Source organism: Bacteroides mediterraneensis, assembly GCF_900128455.1.
Lineage (GTDB): Bacteria > Bacteroidota > Bacteroidia > Bacteroidales > Bacteroidaceae > Phocaeicola > Phocaeicola mediterraneensis.
This window is the reverse complement of record NZ_LT635783.1, coordinates 2,977,880-3,001,265: the sequence shown is the minus strand read 5'-3', so window position 1 is coordinate 3,001,265 and position 23,386 is coordinate 2,977,880. Positions and strand designations below refer to the sequence as shown.

Annotated in this window: 22 protein-coding genes; 9 read left to right on the top strand and 13 right to left on the bottom strand. The window is 45.2% G+C overall.

Annotated elements, in window-relative coordinates:
• Positions 1-2: 2 nt before the first annotated feature.
• The 3 genes from rny to BQ7480_RS12825 all read right to left on the bottom strand — a co-directional run bounded on the left by rny (position 3) and on the right by BQ7480_RS12825 (position 2,269).
• Positions 3-1,538, bottom strand: coding sequence for a ribonuclease Y (rny, locus tag BQ7480_RS12835; RefSeq protein ID WP_072543176.1), 1,536 nt, complete (start codon positions 1,536-1,538; stop codon positions 3-5).
• Positions 1,539-1,643: 105 nt separating this feature from the next.
• Positions 1,644-1,949, bottom strand: coding sequence for a cell division protein ZapA (locus BQ7480_RS12830; protein WP_072543175.1), 306 nt, complete (start codon positions 1,947-1,949; stop codon positions 1,644-1,646).
• 26 nt (positions 1,950-1,975) lie between these two features.
• Positions 1,976-2,269: a hypothetical protein gene (locus BQ7480_RS12825; RefSeq protein WP_083581820.1), complete on the bottom strand. Its 294-nt coding sequence runs from the start codon at positions 2,267-2,269 to the stop codon at positions 1,976-1,978.
• Positions 2,270-2,479: 210 nt separating this feature from the next.
• Here BQ7480_RS12825 and queD point away from each other — a divergent pair, with 210 nt between their 5' ends.
• Both queD and BQ7480_RS12815 read left to right on the top strand, forming a co-directional pair.
• Positions 2,480-2,812, top strand: coding sequence for a 6-carboxytetrahydropterin synthase QueD (gene queD, locus BQ7480_RS12820; RefSeq protein WP_072543174.1), 333 nt, complete (start codon positions 2,480-2,482; stop codon positions 2,810-2,812).
• Positions 2,799-3,344, top strand: coding sequence for a 7-carboxy-7-deazaguanine synthase QueE (locus BQ7480_RS12815; protein WP_072543173.1), 546 nt, complete (start codon positions 2,799-2,801; stop codon positions 3,342-3,344). The genes queD and BQ7480_RS12815 overlap by 14 nt, the downstream gene beginning before the upstream one ends.
• A gap of 328 nt (positions 3,345-3,672) precedes the next feature.
• On the opposite strand, the gene BQ7480_RS12810 is transcribed toward BQ7480_RS12815, so the two are convergent.
• The 6 genes from BQ7480_RS12810 to BQ7480_RS12785 all read right to left on the bottom strand — a co-directional run bounded on the left by BQ7480_RS12810 (position 3,673) and on the right by BQ7480_RS12785 (position 10,202).
• Positions 3,673-4,404 (bottom strand): LytR/AlgR family response regulator transcription factor, encoded by a 732-nt coding sequence (locus BQ7480_RS12810; RefSeq protein ID WP_072543172.1) that lies wholly within the window; start codon positions 4,402-4,404, stop codon positions 3,673-3,675.
• The gene (locus BQ7480_RS12805) at positions 4,401-5,480 is read right to left on the bottom strand and encodes a sensor histidine kinase (protein WP_072543171.1); all 1,080 of its coding nucleotides are present in this window, start codon (positions 5,478-5,480) and stop codon (positions 4,401-4,403) included. Before BQ7480_RS12805 ends, BQ7480_RS12810 begins: the two co-directional genes overlap by 4 nt.
• Before the next feature lie 143 nt (positions 5,481-5,623).
• Positions 5,624-6,844: an ABC transporter permease gene (locus BQ7480_RS12800; RefSeq protein WP_072543170.1), complete on the bottom strand. Its 1,221-nt coding sequence runs from the start codon at positions 6,842-6,844 to the stop codon at positions 5,624-5,626.
• 19 nt (positions 6,845-6,863) lie between these two features.
• Positions 6,864-7,610 (bottom strand): ABC transporter ATP-binding protein, encoded by a 747-nt coding sequence (locus BQ7480_RS12795; RefSeq protein WP_022354193.1) that lies wholly within the window; start codon positions 7,608-7,610, stop codon positions 6,864-6,866.
• Between the two features lie 12 nt (positions 7,611-7,622).
• Complete coding sequence (locus tag BQ7480_RS12790) at positions 7,623-8,846, bottom strand: efflux RND transporter periplasmic adaptor subunit (RefSeq protein ID WP_072543169.1); 1,224 nt, start codon at positions 8,844-8,846, stop codon at positions 7,623-7,625.
• 12 nt (positions 8,847-8,858) lie between these two features.
• A complete protein-coding gene (locus BQ7480_RS12785; RefSeq protein WP_072543168.1) occupies positions 8,859-10,202 on the bottom strand; it encodes a TolC family protein in 1,344 nt (447 codons plus the stop codon).
• A 142-nt stretch (positions 10,203-10,344) separates the two neighbouring features.
• Here BQ7480_RS12785 and BQ7480_RS12780 point away from each other — a divergent pair, with 142 nt between their 5' ends.
• From BQ7480_RS12780 to BQ7480_RS12765, 4 genes are all read left to right on the top strand, one after another.
• A complete protein-coding gene (locus tag BQ7480_RS12780) occupies positions 10,345-10,563 on the top strand; it encodes a DUF4492 domain-containing protein (RefSeq protein WP_022354196.1) in 219 nt (72 codons plus the stop codon).
• A 38-nt stretch (positions 10,564-10,601) separates the two neighbouring features.
• The gene (locus tag BQ7480_RS12775; protein WP_072543167.1) at positions 10,602-12,098 is read left to right on the top strand and encodes a cytochrome ubiquinol oxidase subunit I; all 1,497 of its coding nucleotides are present in this window, start codon (positions 10,602-10,604) and stop codon (positions 12,096-12,098) included.
• 34 nt (positions 12,099-12,132) lie between these two features.
• Positions 12,133-13,284 (top strand): cytochrome d ubiquinol oxidase subunit II, encoded by a 1,152-nt coding sequence (cydB, locus tag BQ7480_RS12770; RefSeq protein WP_072543166.1) that lies wholly within the window; start codon positions 12,133-12,135, stop codon positions 13,282-13,284.
• 271 nt (positions 13,285-13,555) lie between these two features.
• On the top strand, positions 13,556-16,054 hold the full coding sequence (locus BQ7480_RS12765) for a family 43 glycosylhydrolase (protein ID WP_072543165.1): 2,499 nt from the start codon (positions 13,556-13,558) through the stop codon (positions 16,052-16,054).
• Between the two features lie 125 nt (positions 16,055-16,179).
• Here BQ7480_RS12765 and BQ7480_RS12760 read toward each other — a convergent pair whose 3' ends face one another.
• The 4 genes from BQ7480_RS12760 to BQ7480_RS12745 all read right to left on the bottom strand — a co-directional run bounded on the left by BQ7480_RS12760 (position 16,180) and on the right by BQ7480_RS12745 (position 20,369).
• Positions 16,180-19,443, bottom strand: coding sequence for a S41 family peptidase (locus BQ7480_RS12760; protein ID WP_072543164.1), 3,264 nt, complete (start codon positions 19,441-19,443; stop codon positions 16,180-16,182).
• 8 nt (positions 19,444-19,451) lie between these two features.
• Complete coding sequence (locus BQ7480_RS12755; RefSeq protein WP_072543163.1) at positions 19,452-19,712, bottom strand: hypothetical protein; 261 nt, start codon at positions 19,710-19,712, stop codon at positions 19,452-19,454.
• A 6-nt stretch (positions 19,713-19,718) separates the two neighbouring features.
• On the bottom strand, positions 19,719-20,087 hold the full coding sequence (locus BQ7480_RS12750) for a phage holin family protein (protein WP_072543162.1): 369 nt from the start codon (positions 20,085-20,087) through the stop codon (positions 19,719-19,721).
• 78 nt (positions 20,088-20,165) lie between these two features.
• Positions 20,166-20,369, bottom strand: a complete 204-nt coding sequence (locus BQ7480_RS12745) for a YtxH domain-containing protein (RefSeq protein WP_072543161.1) — start codon at positions 20,367-20,369, stop codon at positions 20,166-20,168.
• A 192-nt stretch (positions 20,370-20,561) separates the two neighbouring features.
• Here BQ7480_RS12745 and BQ7480_RS12740 point away from each other — a divergent pair, with 192 nt between their 5' ends.
• The 3 genes from BQ7480_RS12740 (at position 20,562) to gap (ending at position 23,371) form a co-directional block, all read left to right on the top strand.
• Complete coding sequence (locus tag BQ7480_RS12740) at positions 20,562-21,056, top strand: SPOR domain-containing protein (protein ID WP_072543160.1); 495 nt, start codon at positions 20,562-20,564, stop codon at positions 21,054-21,056.
• 108 nt (positions 21,057-21,164) lie between these two features.
• Entirely contained in the window at positions 21,165-22,118 is a 954-nt protein-coding gene (locus BQ7480_RS12735; RefSeq protein WP_072543159.1) for a PCMD domain-containing protein, read from the top strand.
• A 242-nt stretch (positions 22,119-22,360) separates the two neighbouring features.
• Positions 22,361-23,371 (top strand): type I glyceraldehyde-3-phosphate dehydrogenase, encoded by a 1,011-nt coding sequence (gene gap / locus BQ7480_RS12730; protein WP_072543158.1) that lies wholly within the window; start codon positions 22,361-22,363, stop codon positions 23,369-23,371.
• The last annotated feature ends 15 nt before the right edge of the window (positions 23,372-23,386 follow it).

Sequence of the window (23,386 nt, the reverse complement as noted above, 5' to 3'; positions counted from 1 at the left end):
TTTTATTTCGCAAAGCTGACTGCACGGGTTTCACGGATAACCGTGATTTTTACTTGTCCCGGGTAGGTCATTTCATCTTGAATCTTCTTGGCTATTTCGGTTGACAGGCTTTCCGTCTGTTTATCGTCAATCTTATCAGCCCCCACAATGACACGGAGTTCACGTCCTGCCTGGATAGCATAAGTCTTGGTTACACCCGGATAAGACATAGCCAGCTGTTCAAGGTCGTTCAAACGCTTGATGTAAGCTTCTACGATTTCACGGCGTGCTCCCGGACGGGCTCCAGAGATAGCATCACAGACCTGCACGATAGGTGCCAGAAGGCTGGTCATTTCCACTTCATCGTGGTGTGCACCGATGGCATTGCAGATATCCGCTTTTTCTTTGTATTTTTCAGCCAGTTTCATACCCAGCAATGCATGTGGCAATTCAGGTTCCTCATCGGGTACCTTACCAATATCGTGCAACAGACCGGCACGTTTGGCTTTCTTCGGATTTAATCCCAGTTCGGAAGCCATTACGGCACATAAGTTGGCAGTTTCACGTGCGTGCTGCAGTAGGTTCTGTCCGTAAGAAGAACGGTATTTCATCTTACCGATGATACGGATCAGTTCCGGATGCAGGCCGTGGATACCCAAGTCAATCGTAGTACGTTTACCGGTTTCTATGATTTCATCTTCTACCTGTTTACGTACCTTGGCTACTACTTCTTCAATACGTGCCGGGTGGATACGTCCGTCGGTTACCAGCTGGTGCAAGGCCAGACGGGCAATTTCACGGCGAACCGGGTCGAAGGCAGAAAGTACAATGGCTTCCGGAGTGTCATCCACTACAATTTCTACACCCGTGGCAGCTTCCAAGGCACGGATGTTACGTCCCTCACGTCCGATGATACGTCCCTTGATTTCGTCTGATTCTATATGGAATACAGTGACAGAGTTTTCAATGGCGGTTTCAGTTGCCACTCTTTGGATAGACTGGATAACAATACGCTTGGCTTCACGGTTGGCAGTAAGCTTGGCATCGTCCATGATGTCATTGATGTACGATTGTGCCTGTGTCTTGGCCTCTTCCTTTAGGGATTCCACCAAGCGTTCTTTTGCTTCTTCTGCCGACAGTCCAGAGATGGTTTCCAGTTTCTCTCTTTCCTGTGACTGCAAGTTGTCCAGTTCTTCTTTTTTCTTTTCTATAATTACCAGCTGTGCGTCCAGATTCTCTTTGATAGCTTCAGTTTCATTGCGTTTGCGCTGAAGTTCTTCATTTTTTTGATTGAGCACCATTTCACGTTGCTTCAGCTTGTTTTCCGCCTGTTGGATTTTTTGGTTTCGCTGAGCAACTTCCTTTTCCAAATCAGCTTTTTTATTCAGGAATTTCTCTTTTACTTCCAGAAGCTTGTTTTTCTTGATAACTTCGGCCTCTGTCTCGGCTTCTTTGATAATGGTGTCATATTTCGTCTTTAAGCCATACTTAAAGAACCCATACGACAATGCACCTCCTACCAGGAAGGCCACAATCGCTAGTATTACTGTCGTCAACATTATAATTAATTTAAATATATAAATAAAAAACGCATAAGCTTTTCCGTCGGAATCCTTCGGGTCAAGCTTATGCGTGAAACTACTTTAAAATAAACGTCTTTCTCTCTATAAACCTTTATTCTGGCTTTGTTGGATACATTTTTCAATATCCTCATCCAGCTCCTTTAGTTTCTCCATATACGGACGGGTGTCGTTCCTGTCCTTCATGGATGTATTTTCATACGCTAAATCGAGTGCAACCATTTTCCAGTGTTGTATGCTGTTAAATTCTGGAAATGCACTGCGATATTTATTTAGTTTATAGTTAATCTGTTTGGCAGCTTCCCGGTATCCTTCCTCTTCCGATGGGAATATGGACACAGGATAACGTTCGTTGTCAATTAGTAGATTAAATCTCTTTTTTTCGTCCATAAAAGTATATACTTTACCGTTTTGTTTTATTCATTCAGCAAAGCGATGCATTTATCGACTTCACGCACAAGTTTCGCCAGCCTTTGTTTCGTATCGCGGAGGTCGTTGTCGTTGATACTGAGGATACGGGCGCTTTTCAAGTTGATATATTTGGTTTCCAATTCTTTCCAACTGCTTTTTAACTCATCGATTTCTGCGTTTTTTTCGTCAATTTCTTTTCTTAATGAAAGGTTCTCTTTTCTCAGTCCTTCATAAAGAAACAGCAATTGCCTTAACTTGCCTTCGAAAGTGTGCAGCAGTTTTTTGTCCTCTTCCGTCATTCGTATATCAAAAAAGTATATACAAATATACTGTATTGATTGGAATTTCAAAAATATTTGTTGTGGATTTTATTAAAAATTGTGAGTTTTGATGTCCGTGCAAATCTTTGTGCATGAATTTTTTCTGTCTGATAATTCTTTTTTACCTTTGTAGTTGCATTGAGGTGACATTAAATGCGGAGTTTTTAATCTTTTAAAAATCAAATTGTTATGTATACAGTTATTAAACGGATGGAGATTTCGGCTTCTCATCGTCTGGAACTTTCCTATGAAAGTAAGTGTGAAAACCTGCATGGTCACAATTGGATAGTTACGGTTTATTGTCAGTCGGCAGAGCTGAATGCAGATGGTATGGTGGTCGATTTCACGCATATTAAGGAGGTGGTAAAAGGACAGTTGGATCATAAAAACCTGAATGACGTGTTGTCTTGTAATCCAACCGCTGAAAATATAGCCCGATGGATTTGTGAACGTGTACCCCATTGTGTAAAAGTGGAAGTCTGTGAATCGGAAGGAAACACCGTAATTTATGAAAAAGATTAATGAGATTTTTTACAGCCTTCAGGGGGAGGGTTTTCATGTGGGCACACCTGCTGTTTTTGTCCGTTTTTCTGGATGTAACCTGCATTGTGATTTTTGTGACACGAAGCATGAGCAGGGGAGGATGATGTCGGACGAAGAGATTCTGGCGGCGGTGAGGAACTATCCTTGCCGGATGGTGATTTTGACGGGGGGCGAACCGGGCTTGTGGGTAGATGATCAGCTGGTTACCGCCTTGCATGCGGCAGGAAAGTATGTGTGTATCGAAACGAATGGAACCCGTGTACTTCCTGAAGGTATCGACTGGGTAACCTGTTCACCCAAGCAAGGTACACAGTTACGTGTGCAGAGGGTAGATGAAATAAAGGTGGTCTATCAGGGGCAAGATGTGGAGCCGTATTTGCAGATACCCGCTTCCGCCTATTTCCTGCAACCTTGTTCTTGTATGAATACTACCGAAGTGGTGGATTATATAAAAGGACATCCTGTCTGGCGTTTGAGCTTGCAGATTCATAAATTGATTGCTATTCCTTGAATTTGTTATACAAATTGTAAGAATATGCAGTTTTGTAACATTGTTGTTTTTTAACAACTATAGAAGGTGGTTTGTTAATAAATCTATTTTAGGCAGAGCTGGATATATCTTCGATAAGAAAAAAAGATACTCCCGCTAATCACTATTAGCAGGAGTATCACAACACAAAAACTAAACTAGACTTAACTAAACTATTCTAAAGGAAGTTTCACAACTTCCGCTTTTATTATGTATGCTACAAATATAGGGTTTAGATTGTTTGTAGCCAAAGAAAATCAGTAAAAAATTGGATTGTTTCAGAAAAAAATGTTGAAAATACAACAGATTTTCAAATAGTATGTTTATTAACATAATTTTGGAGCTCCTGTTTGTAGCTGTCAGATATCGGAATGTACTCCTTCCCGAAAACAATTCTACCTTTTTCTATAATTTTTATTTTTTGTTTTTGCACAATGAAAGACCGGTGAATCCGTATGAAGCGGTTGGCCGGCAGTTTGTCTTCCATCATTTTCATACTGACCAGTGAGAGGATAGGCCGAGGATTGTCTTCCAAGTGAATTTTAATGTAATCTTTTAGCCCTTCGATGTATAGAATCTTATCCAGCTCAATTTGAATCAGTTTATAGTCGCTTTTTACGTAAATATATTTCAAATCCTCGGAAGACTGTACTTCTTCTGGTGCATTCTCAGCCTTTTGGCAGAGTTCAAACCACTGTATGGCTTTATTTACGGCTGTCATGAAATCTGTATAGCTGATAGGTTTGAGTAGATAATCAAGGGCATTCACCTTGTAACCGTCCAAAGCATATTGTCCGAAGGCAGTTGTGAAGATGATGCGTGTACTGTTCGGAATTATTTTGGAGAACTCCAGTCCGTTCAGTTCTGGCATTTGGATGTCCAGAAAAATCAGGTCTACCGGATGTCCGTTCAGTAGCTCCATGGCCTGAATGGCACTGGAATATGCTCCGCATAGTTCCAGTGAAGGAGTCTTCTTCACATAGCTTTCCAGTAATCCGAGTGCTAAAGGTTCATCATCAATAATGGCGCATTTGATTGTCATGGCATTGTTTTTTTAAGATTAGTGTCTGGAATATCAATTGTCAAAATCGAACTGTATTCTTTTTGGTCGGGGCTGACCTGATGTTGCCATTCGTAATGTCCGGCATACAGAAGTTCCAATCTTTTGTGTACTTGTTCCAGTCCGATACCCGATCCACTTTTGTCGGTGAAACTTTTAGGGTAGTTGCTGTTGCGTATTATACAGTGGATTTTGTTCTCTTTTTCAGTCAATGTGATGTCAATAAAGCTGGGTTCTGTGGGAGATACTCCATGCTTGAAGGCATTTTCTATCAGTGAAATGAATAACAAGGGAGCCACAGGACTCTGACTGTTCGGATGGATTTGAAAATGGGTGCTGATTTTCACTTGAGAGGAAACTCGGATACGCATCAGCTCAATGTAGTTTCGTATGAATTCCACTTCCTTGATAAGAGGAACAAAATTTTCCTGATTGTCGTATAGCACATATCGTAACAGCTTGCTGAGTTCCTGGATGGCTTGCTGTGCCTTGTCTGTATCGAATGCAGTGAGTGCATAGATGTTGTTCAGGGTATTCAGCAAGAAATGTGGATTCAGCTGGTTGCGGAGGTTCTTAAGTTCCGCCTCCGTACGGCTTTTCACCGCTTCCCGGCGTGCCAGCTCTGTAGCACTCCAACGGAGGCTCATCCGGATGGCCACACTCAATCCTACCATAAAAATCATGCTGGTCATGTCTCTTATATAAAAGATGTATCGGGGAGGCAGGTAAGAGCGCGGGCGTACGGGAGGTGGAAAGGCAATCAGGTTGTGCCAGTAGCGTAGTCCGATGGAGGCCACAAGAATAAGAAGGATGTTCAGGAAAATGAAACGTCCGATATGTTCTTTGAAGAGTATCTTGGGAATCAGGATCAGGTAGTTGACGTAAAAAATGATAAAAAAGGCGAGCGATACCCCGGAGTGGTTGATAAATTCTTTCCAGTCGATATTTCCGTTGTCGTGTTGGGTAAAAAACAGCGGAAATCCGAAGAATAATCCCCAGCATATTGTGTGGATGATTAATTCCAGTAAGCGGTGTTTGTTGTGGGTTAGATGCACCATATTAGATTGATTTAAAGCAAAGATACGATAATTTAAGAAAAGTCCGGCCGTCACACGCAGCAAATACTTCGAAATATTACTGCAGAGATAGACGGCCGGACAGGAAACCAAAGTTATGAAGAACAAAGTAGTTCCGTTATTTTTTATTCATAACGCAGTGCTTCAATCGGATCCAGGTCGGCCGCTTTCTTGGCCGGATACCATCCGAAGAATACACCGGTGAAGGTACATACTGCAAATGACAGCAATACACTCCATGGCTGGATGAATACAGGCCAGTGGGCAACCGTCTTGATGACGAAGCTGGCTCCACAGCCCAGAATCACTCCAATCAATCCTCCTGTGATACTGATTAGGATGGATTCTATCAAGAATTGTGACAGAATATCTATTCCTCTTGCACCCACAGACATACGGAGTCCGATTTCGCGGGTACGTTCAGTTACACTGACATACATGATGTTCATGATACCGATACCTCCTACCACCAGGGAGATTCCCGCGATACAGGCCAGCAGGGTAGTCATCAGGTCGGTGGTAGTATTTAGCATGGAGCTGAGTTCCTGCTGGGTACGGATGGTAAAATCATCATCGTCTGTTTCTTTCAGCTTATGTTCTCTTCTGAGGATATTTGTGATTTCGTCAACGGCTTCTTCCGTCATGTCTTCCGTCAGGGCAGAAGCAAAGATACCGCTCAGATAGGTTTGGGCAAGCAGACGTTTCATTACTGTGCTGTAAGGTGCCAGTACCACGTCATCCTGGTCCATACCCATGGAGTTGTATCCTTTTGATTTGAGCACTCCAATCACACGGAGGGGAACCTGGTTGCAGCGGATAATTTTTCCAATCGGGTCTTGTCCGTCGGGGAACAGGTTGTCTACAATGGTTTTACCAATGACACACACTTTTGCTGCCGTACGGATATCTTCTTCCGTAAACATATCCCCTTGTTCCACGGTCAGCTGCCGGATGGTCAGATAGCCGAGGCTTACTCCGCTCACAGAAGAAGGGTAGTTGTTGGAGCCTGAAATCAGCTGTCCGGAAGCCGAAACATCCGGGCTGATAGCCGACAAGTACATACATTCATCACGTAAAGTCTCATAATTCTCCAGTTTCAGCGTTTGCATGCTCGACGGGTCCTGGCGGACACCTCCTCGCATCTCGGCTCCCGGATGAATCATAATCATATTGGAGCCCATTTCGGAGATTTGTTTTTGGATGCTCCGTTTGGAGCCCTGTCCGATGGCCAGCATGGCAATGACGGAAGCTACTCCGATAATGATTCCCAGCATGGTCAGGAAAGCGCGGAGCTTGTTGTTGGCCAATGCCCGGAAGGCTATTTTAAAAAGGTTTGTTCCATTCATAAGTCATCTCGATAAATTGTCAATCATCATCGTTTTTCGGCAGGGCAGCCAGTGCTTCCGCAGCCGAAAGAATATGGGGGTTGGTTACGTCTTCAATGACATGTCCGTCACGCAGTCGGATGTTGCGGCTGCTGTATTGTGACAATTCCGGGTTGTGTGTCACGAAGATGATGGTACGTCCTTCCTTGTGAAGTTTCTGGAAAAGAACCAGGATTTCGAAAGAAGTACGTGTGTCCAGGTTACCGGTCGCTTCATCGGCCAGGATGACCGCCGGATTGTTGACCAGTGCACGGGCAATGGCCACGCGCTGCATCTGTCCACCGGACATTTGGTTGGATTTGTGTTCCAGACGGTCGGCCAGTCCTACGGCAGTCAGGGCTTCTATGGCCCGGCGACGGCGTTCAGCGGCACTGACGGCACTGTTGTACATCAGTGGAAGTTCTACGTTTTCTACTGCCGTGGTTTTGGGCAGCAGGTTGTAGTTCTGGAAGACAAATCCGATTTTCCGGTTCCGCAGTACCGCTCTTTGCGGTTTGCTCATCGTGCGTACGGATACTCCGTCAAGAAGATATTCCCCGCTGGTCGGCGTATCCAGACATCCCAATGTGTTCAGAAGGGTAGACTTTCCGGAACCGGATGTACCCATGATGGTCACGAACTCTCCTTCCTGTATGCTGAATGAGATGCCACGTAACGCATGGACCGTTTCGTCTCCTACCTGGAAATTCCGTTTGATATTTTGTAATTCTATGACAGTCTTTTTCATGACAGTATCTCCTTATTTTTGTTTCTTCTTGTCATTTCCCGGAGGGCCTGGCATGAATGGGCTTCTTTCTCCGTCGGCAGAAGTTTCAGATGCTGTAGTATCGGCAAATCCTTTCAATACGGTTTCTGTGACAATCGGTGTTCCTTCGCTGATACCCTCCAGAATTTCCGTATGGCTTCCGTCGCTCAGGCCGATTTTCACAGGGTGAGCTGTGAAACCGTTGGCATCCATGGTCCATACTTTGTGTTCACCTTCACAGTCGGTGATGGTCTTTTTGCCTACCAGTTCTTTTTCTGGAGTAAATCGCAAGGCTTTGTTGGGAACCACTAGTACATTGTCACGTGTATTCGTATAGATGGTCACATTAGCGGTTAGTCTCGGTTTCAGTTTCAAATCAGGATTGTCTGCGGTGATGACCACCTCATAAGTGACTACCGTTTCGCTGCTGGTGCTGGTACTGCTGGAGCTGCTGCTGTTGGCGCTGCCCAGTCGGATTTGGTGAACCCGTCCTTCGAAGACATCGTTGGGATAGGCATCTACGGTGAATGTGACTCTGGCGCTGTCTCTCACTCCGGCTATATCGGCTTCGTCCACATCGGCTACTACCTGCATTTTGGTCAAATCGGCAGCGATGGTAAACAGGGTCGGTGTTTCAAAACCAGATGCCACGGTCTGTCCTTCTTCTACGTCCTTACTGGTGACGATACCATTGATCGGAGAGGTGATGGTAGCATAAGAAAGGTTTCGTTCTGCCTTTGACAGAGCCGCCTGACTTTGTTCGAATGTACTCTTGGCACGTTCGTAGTCGTATGTACTCTGCTCGTAGTCGGTTTCACTGATCAGTTGCTTTTCATGTAGCTTTTTGTTTCTCTCGTATAGTTTCTTTTGGTAATCGTATTCGGCTTTTGCGCCGTCGTATGTAGCTTGCGCTGACTGTAAATCACTGAGCAGGGTCACTCTATCCATCTCGGCTATCACTTCCCCTTCTTTTACTACCGAATTATAATCTACGTATATTTTATCAATGATACCTGATACCTGTGTACCGACCTCCACCTCAGTGACAGGTTCGATGGTTCCTGTAGCTGTAATGGAATTGCTGATGTTGCCTTTTGCTACTGTTTCGGTAACGAAGTCTACTTTGCCTTGTGCGCTCTTCTTGCCAAAAATCCAGTATCCTGCCACAGCCAGTACAATTACGACGCCAGCTGTGATAATTATTTTTTTCTTGTTCATATTGTTAGGTTATTATAATTCAATGTCTTTTCCTGCGTAAAAATCAAGTAGTGTACGGTTCAATATCGCCATATATTTGGCCTGAATCCGCTGCTGCTGTGCGCTGAGCAGGTTGTTTTTTTCTGTCAGCAGTTCTACGGTATTCTTCATGCCTAATTTGAACTGTTCGTTGACCATGTCGAAGCTGGTCTGGCTGCTTTTCAGTTTCACTTCGGCCGCTGCATATTGCTGTTGTGCATTCAGTGCGTCCAGCCAGATGGTTTCGATGTCTGTGTACAATCCTTTCTGTTTGTCCTGAAGGTTCAGCAAGGAGGAATTGTATTGGAACTGTGCTTTTTCTACCGCACTTTTGGTTTGACGGTTGTTGAAAATCGGCACGCTGATGTTCAATCCAATCATGTTGTTCCAGCCATATTTCATCTGTTGTGCCCAGTTGTTCTGGCTGGAGTTGTTGGTCATACTTGAGGTAGAGGCCGACAGACTGATTGTCGGGAAATAGCCACTTTTGGCAGAAGAAATGGCCAGCTTGGCATTGTCAATGCTCAGTTTGCTGCTCTGGATTTCCGGTCGGTTGGCCAGTGCTGTCTGGTACACATCTTCCTGGTTCGGGAGCAGCTGCATCACTTTTGCATCATCCAGCACTGGAAGTTCCAGTTCCATTTCGGCTGTACCGTCCAGTTCAAGCATCTGTTTCAGCTGAAGCTTGTAGTTTCTCAGTGAACTTTCGGAAGTCACCAGCTGATACTCGTCGTTTCCTACCTGAGATTCCAGCTGCGCCAGGTCGGCTTTTGAAATACTCCCTTGGTAAAATAGCTCTTTGGCACGTTCGTAAGTGGCCTTGCTTACTTCCAGTGTTCCTTTGTTGATGTTAACCGATTCGTCTGCGTAAAGAATCTGAAGGAAGAGTTTCGTGATTTCTTCTTTGAGGGTATTTTCGGTTTCTGCCACACTCAGTTCGGCTATTTCCTGATTTTTCTTTTGCTGTTTGATGTTGTTCAGGCGCTGTCCGCCGTTCCAGAGTGTCCATTGTGCCGACAAGCTGTAACTGCCGTTGTAAGTAGTTTTATTCGTACTACTGATAATTTCTGTTCCACTTACGGTGGCACTGTTCTCCTGATACGGACGGTTTACTATGTTCTGTCCGGTATTGAATGAAAGGCTGGGGAAGAGTGCAGCCTTTGCAGTTTTCACATCCACTTCGCTTTCCTGTAAGGAAATCTTGTTCTGCTGCAGCTGGATGTTTTTCTCCAGTGCATAATTTATGCAGTCATCGAGCGACCAGGTTTGTTTCTCCTGGGCATTGGCTGACAGGAAAGTCGCGAATGCGGCGAAGAAAATGAGTTCTCTTTTTTTCATATTTCGTTGAATTTTTACATTGCAAATGTATTCCATTGTATAATGAAGCGCAAAACAGATAGATTTTTCTACAGAATATCTCGATAAACTCTTGTTTTTTCCCGATAAAGCATTTACTTTGTAATCATTATAAAACTAGATTATGATTAAAAAGACTATCATTCGAATTTTTCATTTTTACCGTGACGGTTTTCGGGAGATGACCATCGGCCGGACCTTGTGGGCCATTATCCTGATAAAGCTTTTTGTCATGTTCTTTATACTGAAATTGTTTTTCTTCCCTTCGTTTCTGAGTGGAAAGAGTGAGGAAGAAAAACAGGATTATGTAGGAGTGGAACTGACCGATCGGATGGCAGAATAACTATACCTTATTAATATTAACCGATAAAGTGATTTTTTATGCTTGAAACAATCGACACTTCGATGATTGACTGGTCGAGGGCACAATTTGCCTTGACGGCCATTTACCATTGGTTGTTTGTGCCATTGACATTGGGCTTGGCCGTAATTATGGCAACTATGGAGACACTGTATGTGCGTACGGGAAATGAATTCTGGAAACGTACGGCAAAGTTCTGGATGAAACTTTTTGGAATCAACTTTGCCATAGGCGTGGCTACCGGCTTGATTCTGGAGTTTCAGTTTGGTACCAACTGGAGTAACTATTCCTGGTTCGTGGGCGATATCTTCGGAGCCCCGCTGGCCATTGAAGGCATTCTGGCCTTCTTTATGGAAGCCACTTTTGTGGCTGTCATGTTCTTTGGCTGGCACAAGGTGAGCAAGGGGTTCCACTTGGCTTCCACTTGGCTGACTGGGCTGGGAGCTACAATTTCTGCCTGGTGGATTCTGGTGGCAAATTCTTGGATGCAATATCCTGTAGGGATGGAATTCAATCCGGAAACCATGCGTAATGAGATGGTCGACTTCATGTCGGTGGCTTTTTCTCCGGTAGCAGTGGTGAAGTTCTTCCATACGGTATTGAGCAGCTGGATGGTAGGTGCTGCCTTTGTCATTGGTATAAGTGCCTGGTATCTGATTCGCAAGCGTGAAAAAGAATTTGCGCTGGCCAGCATGAAGGTGGCTGCAGCTGTCGGATTGTTCGCGGCACTAGTAACGGCTGGAACGGGCGACAAATCTGCCTATCAGGTGGCACAGGTACAGCCTATGAAACTGGCTGCCATGGAGGCGCTATATGAAGGAGGCACGCACGAGCCGCTTACGGTGGTCGGTGCCATTAAGATTCCGGAAATGCTTTCCTTCCTGGCTACACACAGCACTTCGGGCTATGTGCCGGGCATCAATGACTTGCAGAACGGTGGCTATACGCTTCCGGACGGTTCTACCGCACTTTCTGCGGAGGAGAAGATAGCCAACGGAAAGAAGGCTATTACGGCATTGGCTGATTTCCGCAGAGCCAAACAGCAAGGCGACGAGTCGGCTATGCAGATTGCCCGTAGCGCGTTGGATGAGTATATGCCTTATTTCGGTTATGGATATATTCAGGATAAAGACGCATTGGTTCCGCATGTGGGACTGCTGTTCTGGTCGTTCCGTGTGATGGTGGGTCTGGGTATGTATTTCATCTTGTTTTTCCTGGTTATCTTGGTACTGGTCTGGAAAAAACAGCTGGCCAAGCTAAACTGGTTGCACTGGATTGCCTTGTGGAGCATCCCATTGGCTTACATTGCCAGTCAGGCCGGATGGATTGTGGCCGAGATGGGCCGCCAGCCTTGGACCATTCAGGACATGCTACCCGTCAATGCAGCCGTGTCGAAACTGGAAACGGGTTCCGTACAGACCACTTTCTTTATTTTCCTTGTGATGTTTACCGTGCTGCTGATTGCGGAAATCGGTATTATGGTGAAAGCTATCCGCAAAGGACCGGACGAGAAATAAACTAACCGATACATTATCTTAAAACCGAAAAAATATGGATTCAACTTATATATTCTTGCAGCATTACTGGTGGTTTCTGGTTTCTTTGCTGGGTGCATTGCTGGTGTTTCTGCTGTTTGTGCAGGGAGGAAACTCTTTGCTGTATTGCCTGGGACGTACAGAAGACGAACGTACTTTGCTTGTGAACTCCACAGGGCGTAAATGGGAATTTACCTTCACAACTCTGGTCACTTTTGGGGGAGCTTTCTTTGCTTCTTTCCCTTTGTTCTATAGTACCAGTTTTGGAGGGGCTTACTGGCTGTGGATGATTATCCTTTTCAGCTTTGTGCTACAGGCAGTGTCTTATGAGTTTCAGTCGAAACTGGGAAACTGGCTGGGCAAACGTACTTATCAGTTCTTTTTGGTGTTGAACGGAGTGGTCGGCCCGCTGTTGCTGGGTGCGGCTGTGGCTACTTTCTTCAACGGCTCCAATTTCGTAGTAAGCAAGGGTAATCTGACCGATGAGATGATGCCGGTCATCAGTCATTGGGGAAACGGCTGGCATGGATTGGATGCTTTTGGCGACCCTTGGAATTTGATTCTGGGATTTGCCGTACTGTTTCTTGCCCGTTTGTTGGGAAATCTGTATTTCATCAACAACATTCGTCATGAAGAACTAAATGTCCGTTTCCGTCGTCAATTGATTGCCGATGTGGTGCCTTTCCTGGTCTTCTTTCTGGCGTTTGTCATCCGTATGTTGTTGAAAGACGGCTTTGCGGTAAACCCGGACAACGGGCTGATTGTGATGGAGCCGTTCAAATATTTCCATAATCTGGTAGAAATGCCGTATCTGCTCATCCTGTTCCTGATAGGAGTTGTGGGTGTGTTGTATGGAATCGGCAAGAGCATTTTCTGCAAGACCTATACCCGCGGCATCTGGTTTGCCGGAATCGGTACCGTGCTGACGGTGCTGGCCTTGTTGCTGGTGGCTGGCTATAATCATACGGCTTATTATCCGTCTACTGCCGACTTGCAGAGTTCGCTGACCATTGCCAACAGCTGCTCCAGCCAGTTTACCCTGAAAACCATGGCCTATGTGTCTATTCTGGTTCCGTTCGTACTGGCTTATATCATCTATGCATGGCGGGCTATCGACCGCAAGCCGCTGACCATGAAAGAGGTAAAAGAAGACGAGCATAGCTATTAGTCTACAGACTTGTCTTTTTGACTGAAACCGTTGTTCGATTATAGAGTGGTCGGACAACGGTTTTGTGTTTGAAAAAAACGCAAGTACGTTTGACTCAAAACGTAAGTGCGTTTTAATCAAAACTCTTTGACGTTTGAAGGAAAACGCAAGTGCGTTTGGAAGGAACCTTTTATCAGTTACATTTCTCTACCTTTTGTGTCCTTTTTTCTCCGTTTTTTCAGATTTTACTTGCTATTTTTGTAGTTGTATAATTTAGCATCTTATAGATTCCATGAAAAAACTATTCTTGTTGATTGTGCTTTTCATTTCTGTCGGGACCGGAATAGGAGCACAGAATTTTCCAAAAGTGATTTTTCCCGGAGATTATCCGGATCCGTCCATCCTCCGTGATGGTAAGGATTATTACATTACGCATTCACCTTTCTATTATGCGCCGGGTTTCTTGATTTGGCATTCCACCGATTTGATGCACTGGGAGCCGGTTTGCCGGGCACTGCCGGAATATGAAGGTTCCGTCATGGCACCGGATTTATTGAAATATCAAGGGCGTTATTACATTTATTATCCGACTTCTACGGGAGAAAACTACGTGATTTATGCCGACGATATCCGTGGTCCGTGGAGCAAGCCGGTGAAGTTAGAGGTAAAAGGTATTGATCCAGGCCATGTGGTGGGTGAAGACGGGAAACGGTATCTGTTTACAAACAACGGTTGGATTACTCCCTTGAGCGAAGACGGATTGAAAGTCACTGGGCCGAGCCGCAAAGTGTACGACGGATGGGAATATCCGGCCAACTGGGTGACAGAAGGAAAGGATATGTATCTGGAATCTCCGAAACTGCTCCGGAAAGACGGGTATTATTACATGATTTCGGCAGAAGGAGGAACAGCCGGGCCGGCTACGAGTCACATGTGTGTGGTGGCCCGTTCCAAATCGGTGTTCGGCCCTTGGGAAAACTCTCCGTATAATCCGATTGTGCATACATATAGTGCCAGCGAGAATTGGTGGTCGAAGGGACATGCAACACTTATCGACGATGTGAACGGTAACTGGTGGGTGGTATACCATGCGTACGCCAATGGGTATCATACTTTGGGAAGGTCTACCTTGATTGAACCGATAGAATGGACCTCCGACGGATGGTGCCGTACGGCGCAGGAAGGTATTTGTCCGGGCGGAAACCGGGAACCTGAACTGAAAATGGATGTTTCCGATGATTTTGGTGGATCTGAATTAGGTCTGCAATGGACATACTGGAAAGATTATGCACCGAAGGCTGTGGAACTGACGGGAGGAATGTTGAAGGTAAAGGCCAAAGGGCGGACTCCGGCCGACGGACGGCTTTTGCTGACTACGGCAAGAGATAAATGTTATGAAACGGGAGTGGAAGTTACCTTGAGCAATGGTAATACGGGTGGTCTGCTGCTTTATTACAATGAGCAGGCGTATGCAGGGGTAGCATCCAATGGGAAAATTTTTACTATCTATCGTGGAGAAGAGAAACCTTTGACGGCAGCCAATCAGTTGGGAAATAAGTTCAAAATAAAAATATTGAATCAGGGTAACCGTTTGAAAATGTCGGTCAGTGCGGATGGAAAGACATGGGAAGTGTTGGCCGAGAATGTAGATGTGTCCCGTTTGAATCACAATGTGTATAAAGGATTTTATGCTTTGCGTCCGGCGCTTTATGCTGCGGGAAAAGGGCAGGTAAGGTTCCGTGATTTCCGTTATCGTAACGCTATTCCGGAAGAAAAGGATATGGGAGCCTACCTGATGGTTTTTCACCGGGATGAAACGCATGGCCTGTATATGGCTGTGAGTCGTGACGGTTATACCTTTACGGCTGTCAATAACGGTGAGCCTGTATTGGCGGGCGATACCATAGCCTATCAGCGAGGCATTCGTGACCCGCATATCTTCCGCGGACCGGATGGAGCCTTTTACTTGTCGATGACCGACCTGCATGTGTTTGGCCGGCGGGACGGTTACCGGACAACAGAATGGGAGCGTGGTCCGGAGTACGGATGGGGAAACAACCGGGGGCTGGTGCTGATGAAATCATGGGATTTGATTCACTGGAATCGGGCCAATATCCGTTTCGACAGGCTTTCTGCCGGATTGAGCGAAGTGGGTTGCGTATGGGCGCCCGAAGTGGCTTATGACGATAAGAAGGGCAAACTGATGATTTATTATACCATGCGGTTCAAGAGCGAGGCCAACAAATTGTATTATGTTTATGTGAACGATGATTTCAATAAGATAGAAAGCACGCCTCAGATTTTGTTTGAGTATCCGATGGACGGAGTGTCGGCCATTGATGGAGATATTACCAAGATTGGTGACAAGTACCATTTGTTTTATGTGGCCCATGACGGAATTGGAGGAATCAAACAGGCCGTATCCGACCGGATGAACGGAGGTTATGTGTACGATGCCCGTTGGTATGACTTTGAGCCAAAGGCGTGTGAGGCCCCCAATGTATGGAAAAGGATTGGCGAGGACAAATGGGTGTTGATGTATGACATATTCAGTATTACACCTCATAATTTCGGATTTGCCGAGACTTCCGACTTCGTGTATTTCAAGAATTTGGGACACTTTAACGAAGGGGTCATGAAGACAACCAATTATACTTCTCCCAAGCACGGAGCCGTGATTCATCTGACGAAAGAAGAGGCGGATAATCTGGAGGAATATTGGAAAACACACCAGCGGAACTATAACCGTCAGGAAGTGATGCATCAGGAACTGGTGGTGAAAGGAGAATAGATGCTGACGGGTCATTCGTCAAGATTCCTGAAAGAGAAAAGAAAATGAGGCAGAAGCACAAAGGCGGGGAAAGTTGAACACGAATCAGCTTTTCCCGCCTGTCTGTTTTTTAGGTAGTTGGAATCTTATTTTTTATTTTTTGCCGCATCGGCTTCTTTGAGCATTTCTTTTACGGCTGCTTCCAGTTGCTCATCTTCGCCCTTTAATGATTTTTCGGGGGTATTGTACACGGTAATGTCGGGTTCCAGCAGATGGTTCTCCATGTACTGGCCACGCATATCCATGCAGCCTACCTGTGGGATACCGAACACGATAGTTGGGTCTATCTGGCGTTCCCACCAAACGGCAGTCATGGTGCCGGGCACAGGAGCACCAATCAGTTTTCCGATTTTCAGTTCCTTATATACCCATGGGAAACCATGTGCGTTACTGTAGTTGTCTTCGCAGACCATGACGCAAGAAGGTTTCAGCCATTTATTGAACGGATCGCTACCGATGTATTGTCCACGTGGCACGAAACGTTGGTATTCTTTGCCGCTCAGCAAAGTGGCCAGGTCGTCGTGAAGCCATCCTCCGCCATTATGACGGGTGTCGACGATGACCGCTTCCTTGTTACGGTTCCGGTCGCTCAGCAATTCGCTGTACACGGTGCGGAAGCTTGGGCTGTCCATGCCTTTCACGTGTACGTATGCAATGCGTCCTCCGGAAAGTTTTTCCACCATTTTTTCATTCCGTTTCACCCAGCGCTTGTAAAGAAGCTCATTCTGGGCCCCCATACTGATAGGTTTGATGCTCACCTGGAATCGTTTGCCATTTGCTGGGTTGTAAATGCTGAGTTGTACGTTTTTCCCGGCTTTTCCTTCCAGCATCGGGAAATAATCCGCATTTTTCAGTATCGGTTGGCCGTCAATCTTTTCGATGATGCATCCCGTGGTCACATCGGTTTTCTTGACTGCAAACGGACCTTTGGCGATGATTTCCTGTATCTTCAAACCGTCGCCGTCGTATGTGTTGTCGAAGAAAGCTCCCAGACAGGCAGTGGAGAGGGTAGCTCCCGGAGCATAATACCGGGCACCGGTATGGGAACCGTTCAGCTCGCCCAGCAGTTCGCTCAGCATTTCCTGGAAATCATAGTTGTTGTTGATGTATGGCAGGAAGCGGGCATAGCTTTCACGGTAGAATTTCCAGTCGGTCCCATGCAGGTCGGGCACATAGAACTTGTCGAGCACTTGCTGCCATACGTGATTGAAAATATATTCCCGTTCCTTGTAAGGACGATAGTTGAATATGGCTTCAAAATCAACATTCTGGATGTTGTTCTTTTCGGTGTCTATCTTCTTGATGGCTCCGTTGCTGCACAAGAACAGCTGTTTGTTTTCTTTGTTGTAAATCAATGAACCATATCCGATGTCCTTGAGCAAACGTTCGGTCTTCTGTTCCTTCAAATCGTGTACCCACAAGTCGGCTCCATCTTCAAAGGAAGCCTGGTAATACAATTTGTCACCTTTGGGAGAAAGTACGGCATCACCCAGGAAAGACGAATTTCCTGTCAGTCGGATTATTCGGTCACGGCAATTTTCCAGGTCAAAAGTGAGAGGGGTGACTTCCTCTTTTTCTGATTTCTCTTTATTTTTCTTTTTGTCCTTTTTCTTGTCGTCCTGCTTGTCCTTGTCTTCCTCCTTTTTCTCTTTTTCTTCTACGAGTGCCAGCTCTTCCTTACTCAGCCGGAAGCGTTCGTAGGCATCCAAGTCGAAGAACATGATGTAGACATCACTTTCGGCTCCCCAGCTTCCGTGGCTTCTGTAGCCGGCCCGGTCACTTTCCCAGATCATGGCCTTTCCATCCAGCACCCATTTCGCGTTGGAATCATTGTATCCGCTTTCTGTCAGGTTATGGATTTCGCCGTTGCCGGAAGCATTGACCAATGCCACGTCGCTGTTGTTCCATCCGCCTGTGCCGATATAGCCGCAAAGCAGCCAGCGGCTGTCGGGACTCCACTGGAACCACTGGTCTCCGTCGCTGTAGGAATACTCATATTTCCCGTCCATGGCAGTGCATACGGACTTGTCTTTCAGGTTGAGTACACGCAAAGTCGTGCGGTTTTCAAGGAAGGCCACTTTCTTCCCGTCCGGGCTGTATTGAGGTTGGAAAGAGGTGACTTGTGTCTGCGTAAGCCGTTCTTCCTTGATGCCGGTTGCATAAGTGAATAACTTTTCCTCCTTTTCGGTAAGGCTAGACTGATAGATTTGCCAGATACCATTCCGTTCGGAGGCATATACGATGCTTCGTCCGTCTGGAGAAAAATCTATGCTACGCTCTTGTTCGGGGGTATCTGTGATTTGTTTGGTGGTTCTGTAGTCGGTAGAAGTGACGAATACATCTCCATGGAGTACGAAAGCCACTTCTTTTCCATTGGGAGAGACAGCGATTTCCGTAGCCCCAGAGGTTCTTATCTGGTGAGCCAGTTCGGTTTCTGTTTGGTCTGTTACAATACGGATATTGACCTTTTGTGGAGATTGTCCTTCTTTTACTGTATAGATTTCACCGTCGTAGCCGTAGCATAAAAGGCCGTCTCGTGAAGCAGACAGAAAACGGACCGGATGTTGGGTGTGATGGGTCAGCTGAATCTCATTGCTTCCATCCAGGTTTCGTTTGAACACGTTGAAAGAACCGCCTTTTTCGCTTAAGTAGTAGAATGACTGGTTGTCGGCACTCCATATTGGACTGCGGTCTTCTCCGTTGAAGGACGTCAGTTTCTGATAAGTACGCTGGTGGTTGCCGTCTTCCTTGCTGAGCCAGATGTCACGCGTAATAGAAGAGGTATGATGCTTGCGCCAAGGGTCTTCGTAGCCTTTCTGATCGTGATAGAGCAGGGTGGTCCCTTCTTTACCTACGCTGATGTCCTCCATGGGGAAAGACGAAAACAAGACGGGGCGTCCTCCTTGGGTGCTGACTTCATACACTTGCGGAAACTGTGAACTGGGGAAGGACAGGTCTGCCGCATCCGGCATCACGCTTGCCCTGAATAGAAGGTGTCCCTCGTCAGTAAAAGTAACTGGCAATTCATTTCCGGAGTGGGTGGTCAGTCTTTGGGGAGTTCCGCCGTCTTTGGATACAAGGTAGATATCCATACTGCCTTGACGGGAAGAAGCGAAAGCTATCTGTTTTCCATCCGGACTCCAGATGGGATGGGTATCATAAGCCTGGTGGGTTGTTAACTGTTTGGCTTCCCCGCCTGTGGAGGCCACGGTATAAATGTCTCCTTTATAACAGAATGCAATGGTGCTGCCATCGGGAGAGATGGAGCAATAACGCATCCATAACGGATTTTCTGCAGCTCCGGCCACACTGCATGTGGCAAGCGCAGCAATAAGTAATGGAATTCTCATCAGTGATTTTATCTTTTCTTTCGGTTAAAAAAACGGTGAATACGTTGGAATATCATGATACCTGTCCGGAGTCCGTCGTAAGCGGCGATTCCGGCATTGACATGCTGCATGATATTTTCCATTTTATTTTTACTTTGTTGCGGAGCGAATAAGTCTTCAGTCAGGCGCTGTATGCGTTCCTTTGAGTCTCTGAGCTCTTGCTTCTTTTGGGCTCTCAGTTGGGAAATGATTTCCACGCTATAGTTGATTGGGTTTTTTGTCTCGTCCATTATGTCTTATTTTTTAGGGGTAGATTCGTCTAGGAACAGTCGGGCCAGAAAATGTACCATCGGTTGGAATATCCATTGTTTTCGCATGCGGTAGATGAGAACCGCCAAAAGGAGGACGACACCTCCGATGATGGCATATCCTCCGATGAGACTTCCTACAAATGGGGCCAAGGCATAAACCAGCATGAATGAGAAATAGAATAGCGCCATCATGCTGAGGATAATGAGTATGAGTATGAGTATGAGAGTGGACAGGAGTACGGTTAGTTTTTCCACTAAATCGAGCTTAATATACTGTCCTTGGAGTTCTATGTATTTTTTGACTTCCTTGAAAAGGGCTTCCAGGTTGTCGATGCTTCTATCGTTTGCAAACATAGGCAGTTATTCTAAGATGAAAAAATATAAAGCAGACTTTTCCTTGGAAAAAGCCTGCTTTATATACTTACGACAAATTTATTCAGCGTCTTTTACTTCTGCTGCTATCTGGTCGACCAAATCTTCCATTTCTGCACGGTTCAGCCGAATGCCTTTCTTGCGAAGAACTTCTGCAATTTTTCTACGGGTTTCTTCGCCTTTTTCCGGAGCAAACAAAATGCCTGCTGCAGCTCCTAATGTTACACCACCTAAGAATGCTGCTACGATACTTAATGCTTTCATAAATCTACTTTTTAAAAGTTATTACTTTACAAATCTAATAATAATCCTGATATGTTGTTCTTTTTTTATCGAAAAATGCATATCTATGTGGTATAAGGTATATAATTAACTGATTTTAATAGTCAGGCAGATTTTATATTGTTACCTTTGCAACATGTTAAACTGAATATTCATCTAATTTGTATAGATAACATGAAGAAAGTAGTTGTAATGGGAATGGCATTGTGCACTGCATTGGCCTTCTCTTCTTGTAAATCAAGTGAAAGTGCTTACAAGAAAGCTTATGAAAAAGCTAAACAGCAAGAACTGGCTGAAGCATCGGCTGCTACAGAAGCACCGGCAGAGGCTCCTGCAGTAGAGGCTGCTCCGGCGCCTGCACCTGTCGTTTCTACGGCTCCTGTGCGTGAGGAAAAAGTGGAACTTGTTTCTGGTGACGGACTGAAAGCTTACAGTGTGGTTTGCGGTAGTTTTGGTGTGAAGGCGAATGCAGATGGTCTGAAGTCCATGCTTGACAGAGACGGTTATAATGCCAAAGTGGTGTATAACGCAGAACGTAACATGTATCGTGTGGTAGTGGAGTCATTTGACACGAGAGACGAGGCTGCCCGGGCAAGAGACGCATTTAAGGCCAAATATCCTAACCGTGAAGATTTTCAGGGTTCTTGGCTGTTGTATCGGGTGTATTAAAATGTGATATAGATAAGATTTATTATCCCATATATCAGGATTGGAAGCGGCTGCATGAATACAGTCGCTTTTTTTATTATATTTGCCGCCGGAAAACTTAGACTATGTATGAAACTGAATAGGATTATAGGTATGGTATTGCTTGGTATGCCTTTGGCTATACAAGCGCAGGAAAAGGTTGTTCCCATTAAATATGGTGATATGGACCAATGGGTAACGCGTAAGATTCATGAATCGGGAATCATTGGGGGAAACACCAAACTGTTGTATGAGCTTGGACCGACAAAAGAAATAGATGGGAATGTGGCTTATGTGAATCAGGGTGGTTCGCCATGGGGCAATTCCAACGTGATGGCGAAGGTGATGGGGATTGTAAAGACGAATACCAGTGTATATCCCGAAAAGCGGGGGGATGGATATTGTGCCCGTCTGGAAACGCATGTGGAAAGTGTAAAGGTGCTTGGATTGGTCAATATTACGGTATTGGCTTCTGGTTCGATGTTTCTTGGGGATATGAAGGAACCGATTACCGGAACTAAAGATGGGGAAAAGGCGTTGAATTCCGGGTTGCCTTTTACTTCGCGTCCTAAGGCCATTCGCTATGATTATAAGGTTCAAATGTCGGGAGAACCGAATCGCATTCGCCAGACCGGATTCAGCAAGAAATCTACTGTCCCGGGGCAGGACTGTGCCATTATGGTGTGTTTGTTGCAGAAACGTACGGAAGATGCGGAAGGAAACATCATTGCCAAGCGAGTGGGTACGGTGGCTGTGAAATATAACAAGACGCAGGGATGGCACAATGGAGCTACGTATGAAATCATGTATGGAGATATTACGCATGACAAACGTTATGTGGCCGATTTGATGCAATTGGGGGCAGGCGGATATTATGCCCGCAACAGTAAGGGGGAGAGCAAACTGATTAAGGAAGTAGGCTGGGCCGAAGAAAACGAGCATCCCACTCATTTGATTCTTCAGTTCACCTCCAGTATGGGAGGGGCATTTGTAGGCTCACCTGGCAATAAGCTATGGATTGACAATGTCAATTTGGTATATTGAGATTGCAAATTACGTTTTTGAGAAGTAAAAATGAAATAAAAAATGCCCTTATATATAAATAAGGTGTAAAAGCTGATTGTTTTTGATTAAATTTTCTCCTATTTCTTGATTGACTTTCAAAAGAAATACTTATTTTTGCATCGCAATCAGGGAGAAAGGGATGACATTTTAATACTTCTCTTTGGTTACAGACAGAGTGAGTGTTTATAAAGCAATTATAAAACCTTTAAATTTTAAACAAAATGATTAAAGTAGGTATTAACGGTTTCGGTCGTATCGGCCGTTTCGTATTCCGTGCAGCTCAGAACAGAAACGATATTCAGATCGTAGGTATTAACGACTTGTGCCCGGTTGATTACTTGGCATACATGTTGAAATATGATACTATGCACGGTAAATTCAACGGTACTATCGAAGCAGACGTTGAAAACAGCAAATTGATCGTTAACGGTAAAGAAATCCGTGTAACTGCTGAAAAGAATCCTGCTGATTTGAAATGGGATGCAGTTGGCGCTGAATACGTAGTTGAATCAACTGGTTTGTTCTTGACTAAAGAAAAAGCTCAGGCTCACATTCAGGCAGGTGCTAAATATGTTGTAATGTCAGCTCCTTCTAAGGATGACACTCCGATGTTCGTTTGCGGTGTTAACGAAAAAACTTATGTTAAGGGTACTCAGTTCGTTTCTAACGCTTCTTGTACTACTAACTGCTTGGCTCCGATTGCTAAGGTTTTGAACGACAAATGGGGTATCACTGATGGTTTGATGACTACAGTTCACTCTACTACTGCTACTCAGAAAACAGTTGACGGTCCTTCTATGAAAGACTGGAGAGGTGGTCGTGCTGCTTCTGGTAACATCATCCCGTCTTCAACAGGTGCTGCTAAGGCTGTAGGTAAAGTTATCCCGGCTTTGAACGGTAAACTGACTGGTATGTCAATGCGTGTTCCGACTTTGGATGTATCTGTAGTTGACTTGACTGTTAACTTGGCTAAACCGGCTACTTACGCTGAAATCTGCGCTGCAATGAAGGAAGCTTCTGAAGGCGAATTGAAGGGTATTCTGGGTTACACTGAAGATGCAGTTGTTTCTTCTGACTTCTTGGGTGACACTCACACTTCTATCTTCGATGCTAAAGCTGGTATCGCTTTGACTGATACTTTCGTTAAGGTCGTTTCTTGGTATGACAACGAAATCGGTTACTCTAACAAAGTATTGGATTTGATCGCTCACATGGCTTCTGTAAACTGCTAATTAGTTTAAAACCAT

Coding starts and splice junctions, on each gene's coding strand:
- rny (WP_072543176.1), bottom strand. CDS start 1,538: ATGTTGACGACAGTAATACTAGCGATTGTGGCCTTCCTGGTAGGAGGT.
- BQ7480_RS12830 (WP_072543175.1), bottom strand. CDS start 1,949: ATGGACGAAAAAAAGAGATTTAATCTACTAATTGACAACGAACGTTAT.
- BQ7480_RS12825 (WP_083581820.1), bottom strand. CDS start 2,269: ATGACGGAAGAGGACAAAAAACTGCTGCACACTTTCGAAGGCAAGTTA.
- queD (WP_072543174.1), top strand. CDS start 2,480: ATGTATACAGTTATTAAACGGATGGAGATTTCGGCTTCTCATCGTCTG.
- BQ7480_RS12815 (WP_072543173.1), top strand. CDS start 2,799: ATGAAAAAGATTAATGAGATTTTTTACAGCCTTCAGGGGGAGGGTTTT.
- BQ7480_RS12810 (WP_072543172.1), bottom strand. CDS start 4,404: ATGACAATCAAATGCGCCATTATTGATGATGAACCTTTAGCACTCGGA.
- BQ7480_RS12805 (WP_072543171.1), bottom strand. CDS start 5,480: ATGGTGCATCTAACCCACAACAAACACCGCTTACTGGAATTAATCATC.
- BQ7480_RS12800 (WP_072543170.1), bottom strand. CDS start 6,844: ATGAATGGAACAAACCTTTTTAAAATAGCCTTCCGGGCATTGGCCAAC.
- BQ7480_RS12795 (WP_022354193.1), bottom strand. CDS start 7,610: ATGAAAAAGACTGTCATAGAATTACAAAATATCAAACGGAATTTCCAG.
- BQ7480_RS12790 (WP_072543169.1), bottom strand. CDS start 8,846: ATGAACAAGAAAAAAATAATTATCACAGCTGGCGTCGTAATTGTACTG.
- BQ7480_RS12785 (WP_072543168.1), bottom strand. CDS start 10,202: ATGAAAAAAAGAGAACTCATTTTCTTCGCCGCATTCGCGACTTTCCTG.
- BQ7480_RS12780 (WP_022354196.1), top strand. CDS start 10,345: ATGATTAAAAAGACTATCATTCGAATTTTTCATTTTTACCGTGACGGT.
- BQ7480_RS12775 (WP_072543167.1), top strand. CDS start 10,602: ATGCTTGAAACAATCGACACTTCGATGATTGACTGGTCGAGGGCACAA.
- cydB (WP_072543166.1), top strand. CDS start 12,133: ATGGATTCAACTTATATATTCTTGCAGCATTACTGGTGGTTTCTGGTT.
- BQ7480_RS12765 (WP_072543165.1), top strand. CDS start 13,556: ATGAAAAAACTATTCTTGTTGATTGTGCTTTTCATTTCTGTCGGGACC.
- BQ7480_RS12760 (WP_072543164.1), bottom strand. CDS start 19,443: ATGAGAATTCCATTACTTATTGCTGCGCTTGCCACATGCAGTGTGGCC.
- BQ7480_RS12755 (WP_072543163.1), bottom strand. CDS start 19,712: ATGGACGAGACAAAAAACCCAATCAACTATAGCGTGGAAATCATTTCC.
- BQ7480_RS12750 (WP_072543162.1), bottom strand. CDS start 20,087: ATGTTTGCAAACGATAGAAGCATCGACAACCTGGAAGCCCTTTTCAAG.
- BQ7480_RS12745 (WP_072543161.1), bottom strand. CDS start 20,369: ATGAAAGCATTAAGTATCGTAGCAGCATTCTTAGGTGGTGTAACATTA.
- BQ7480_RS12740 (WP_072543160.1), top strand. CDS start 20,562: ATGAAGAAAGTAGTTGTAATGGGAATGGCATTGTGCACTGCATTGGCC.
- BQ7480_RS12735 (WP_072543159.1), top strand. CDS start 21,165: ATGAAACTGAATAGGATTATAGGTATGGTATTGCTTGGTATGCCTTTG.
- gap (WP_072543158.1), top strand. CDS start 22,361: ATGATTAAAGTAGGTATTAACGGTTTCGGTCGTATCGGCCGTTTCGTA.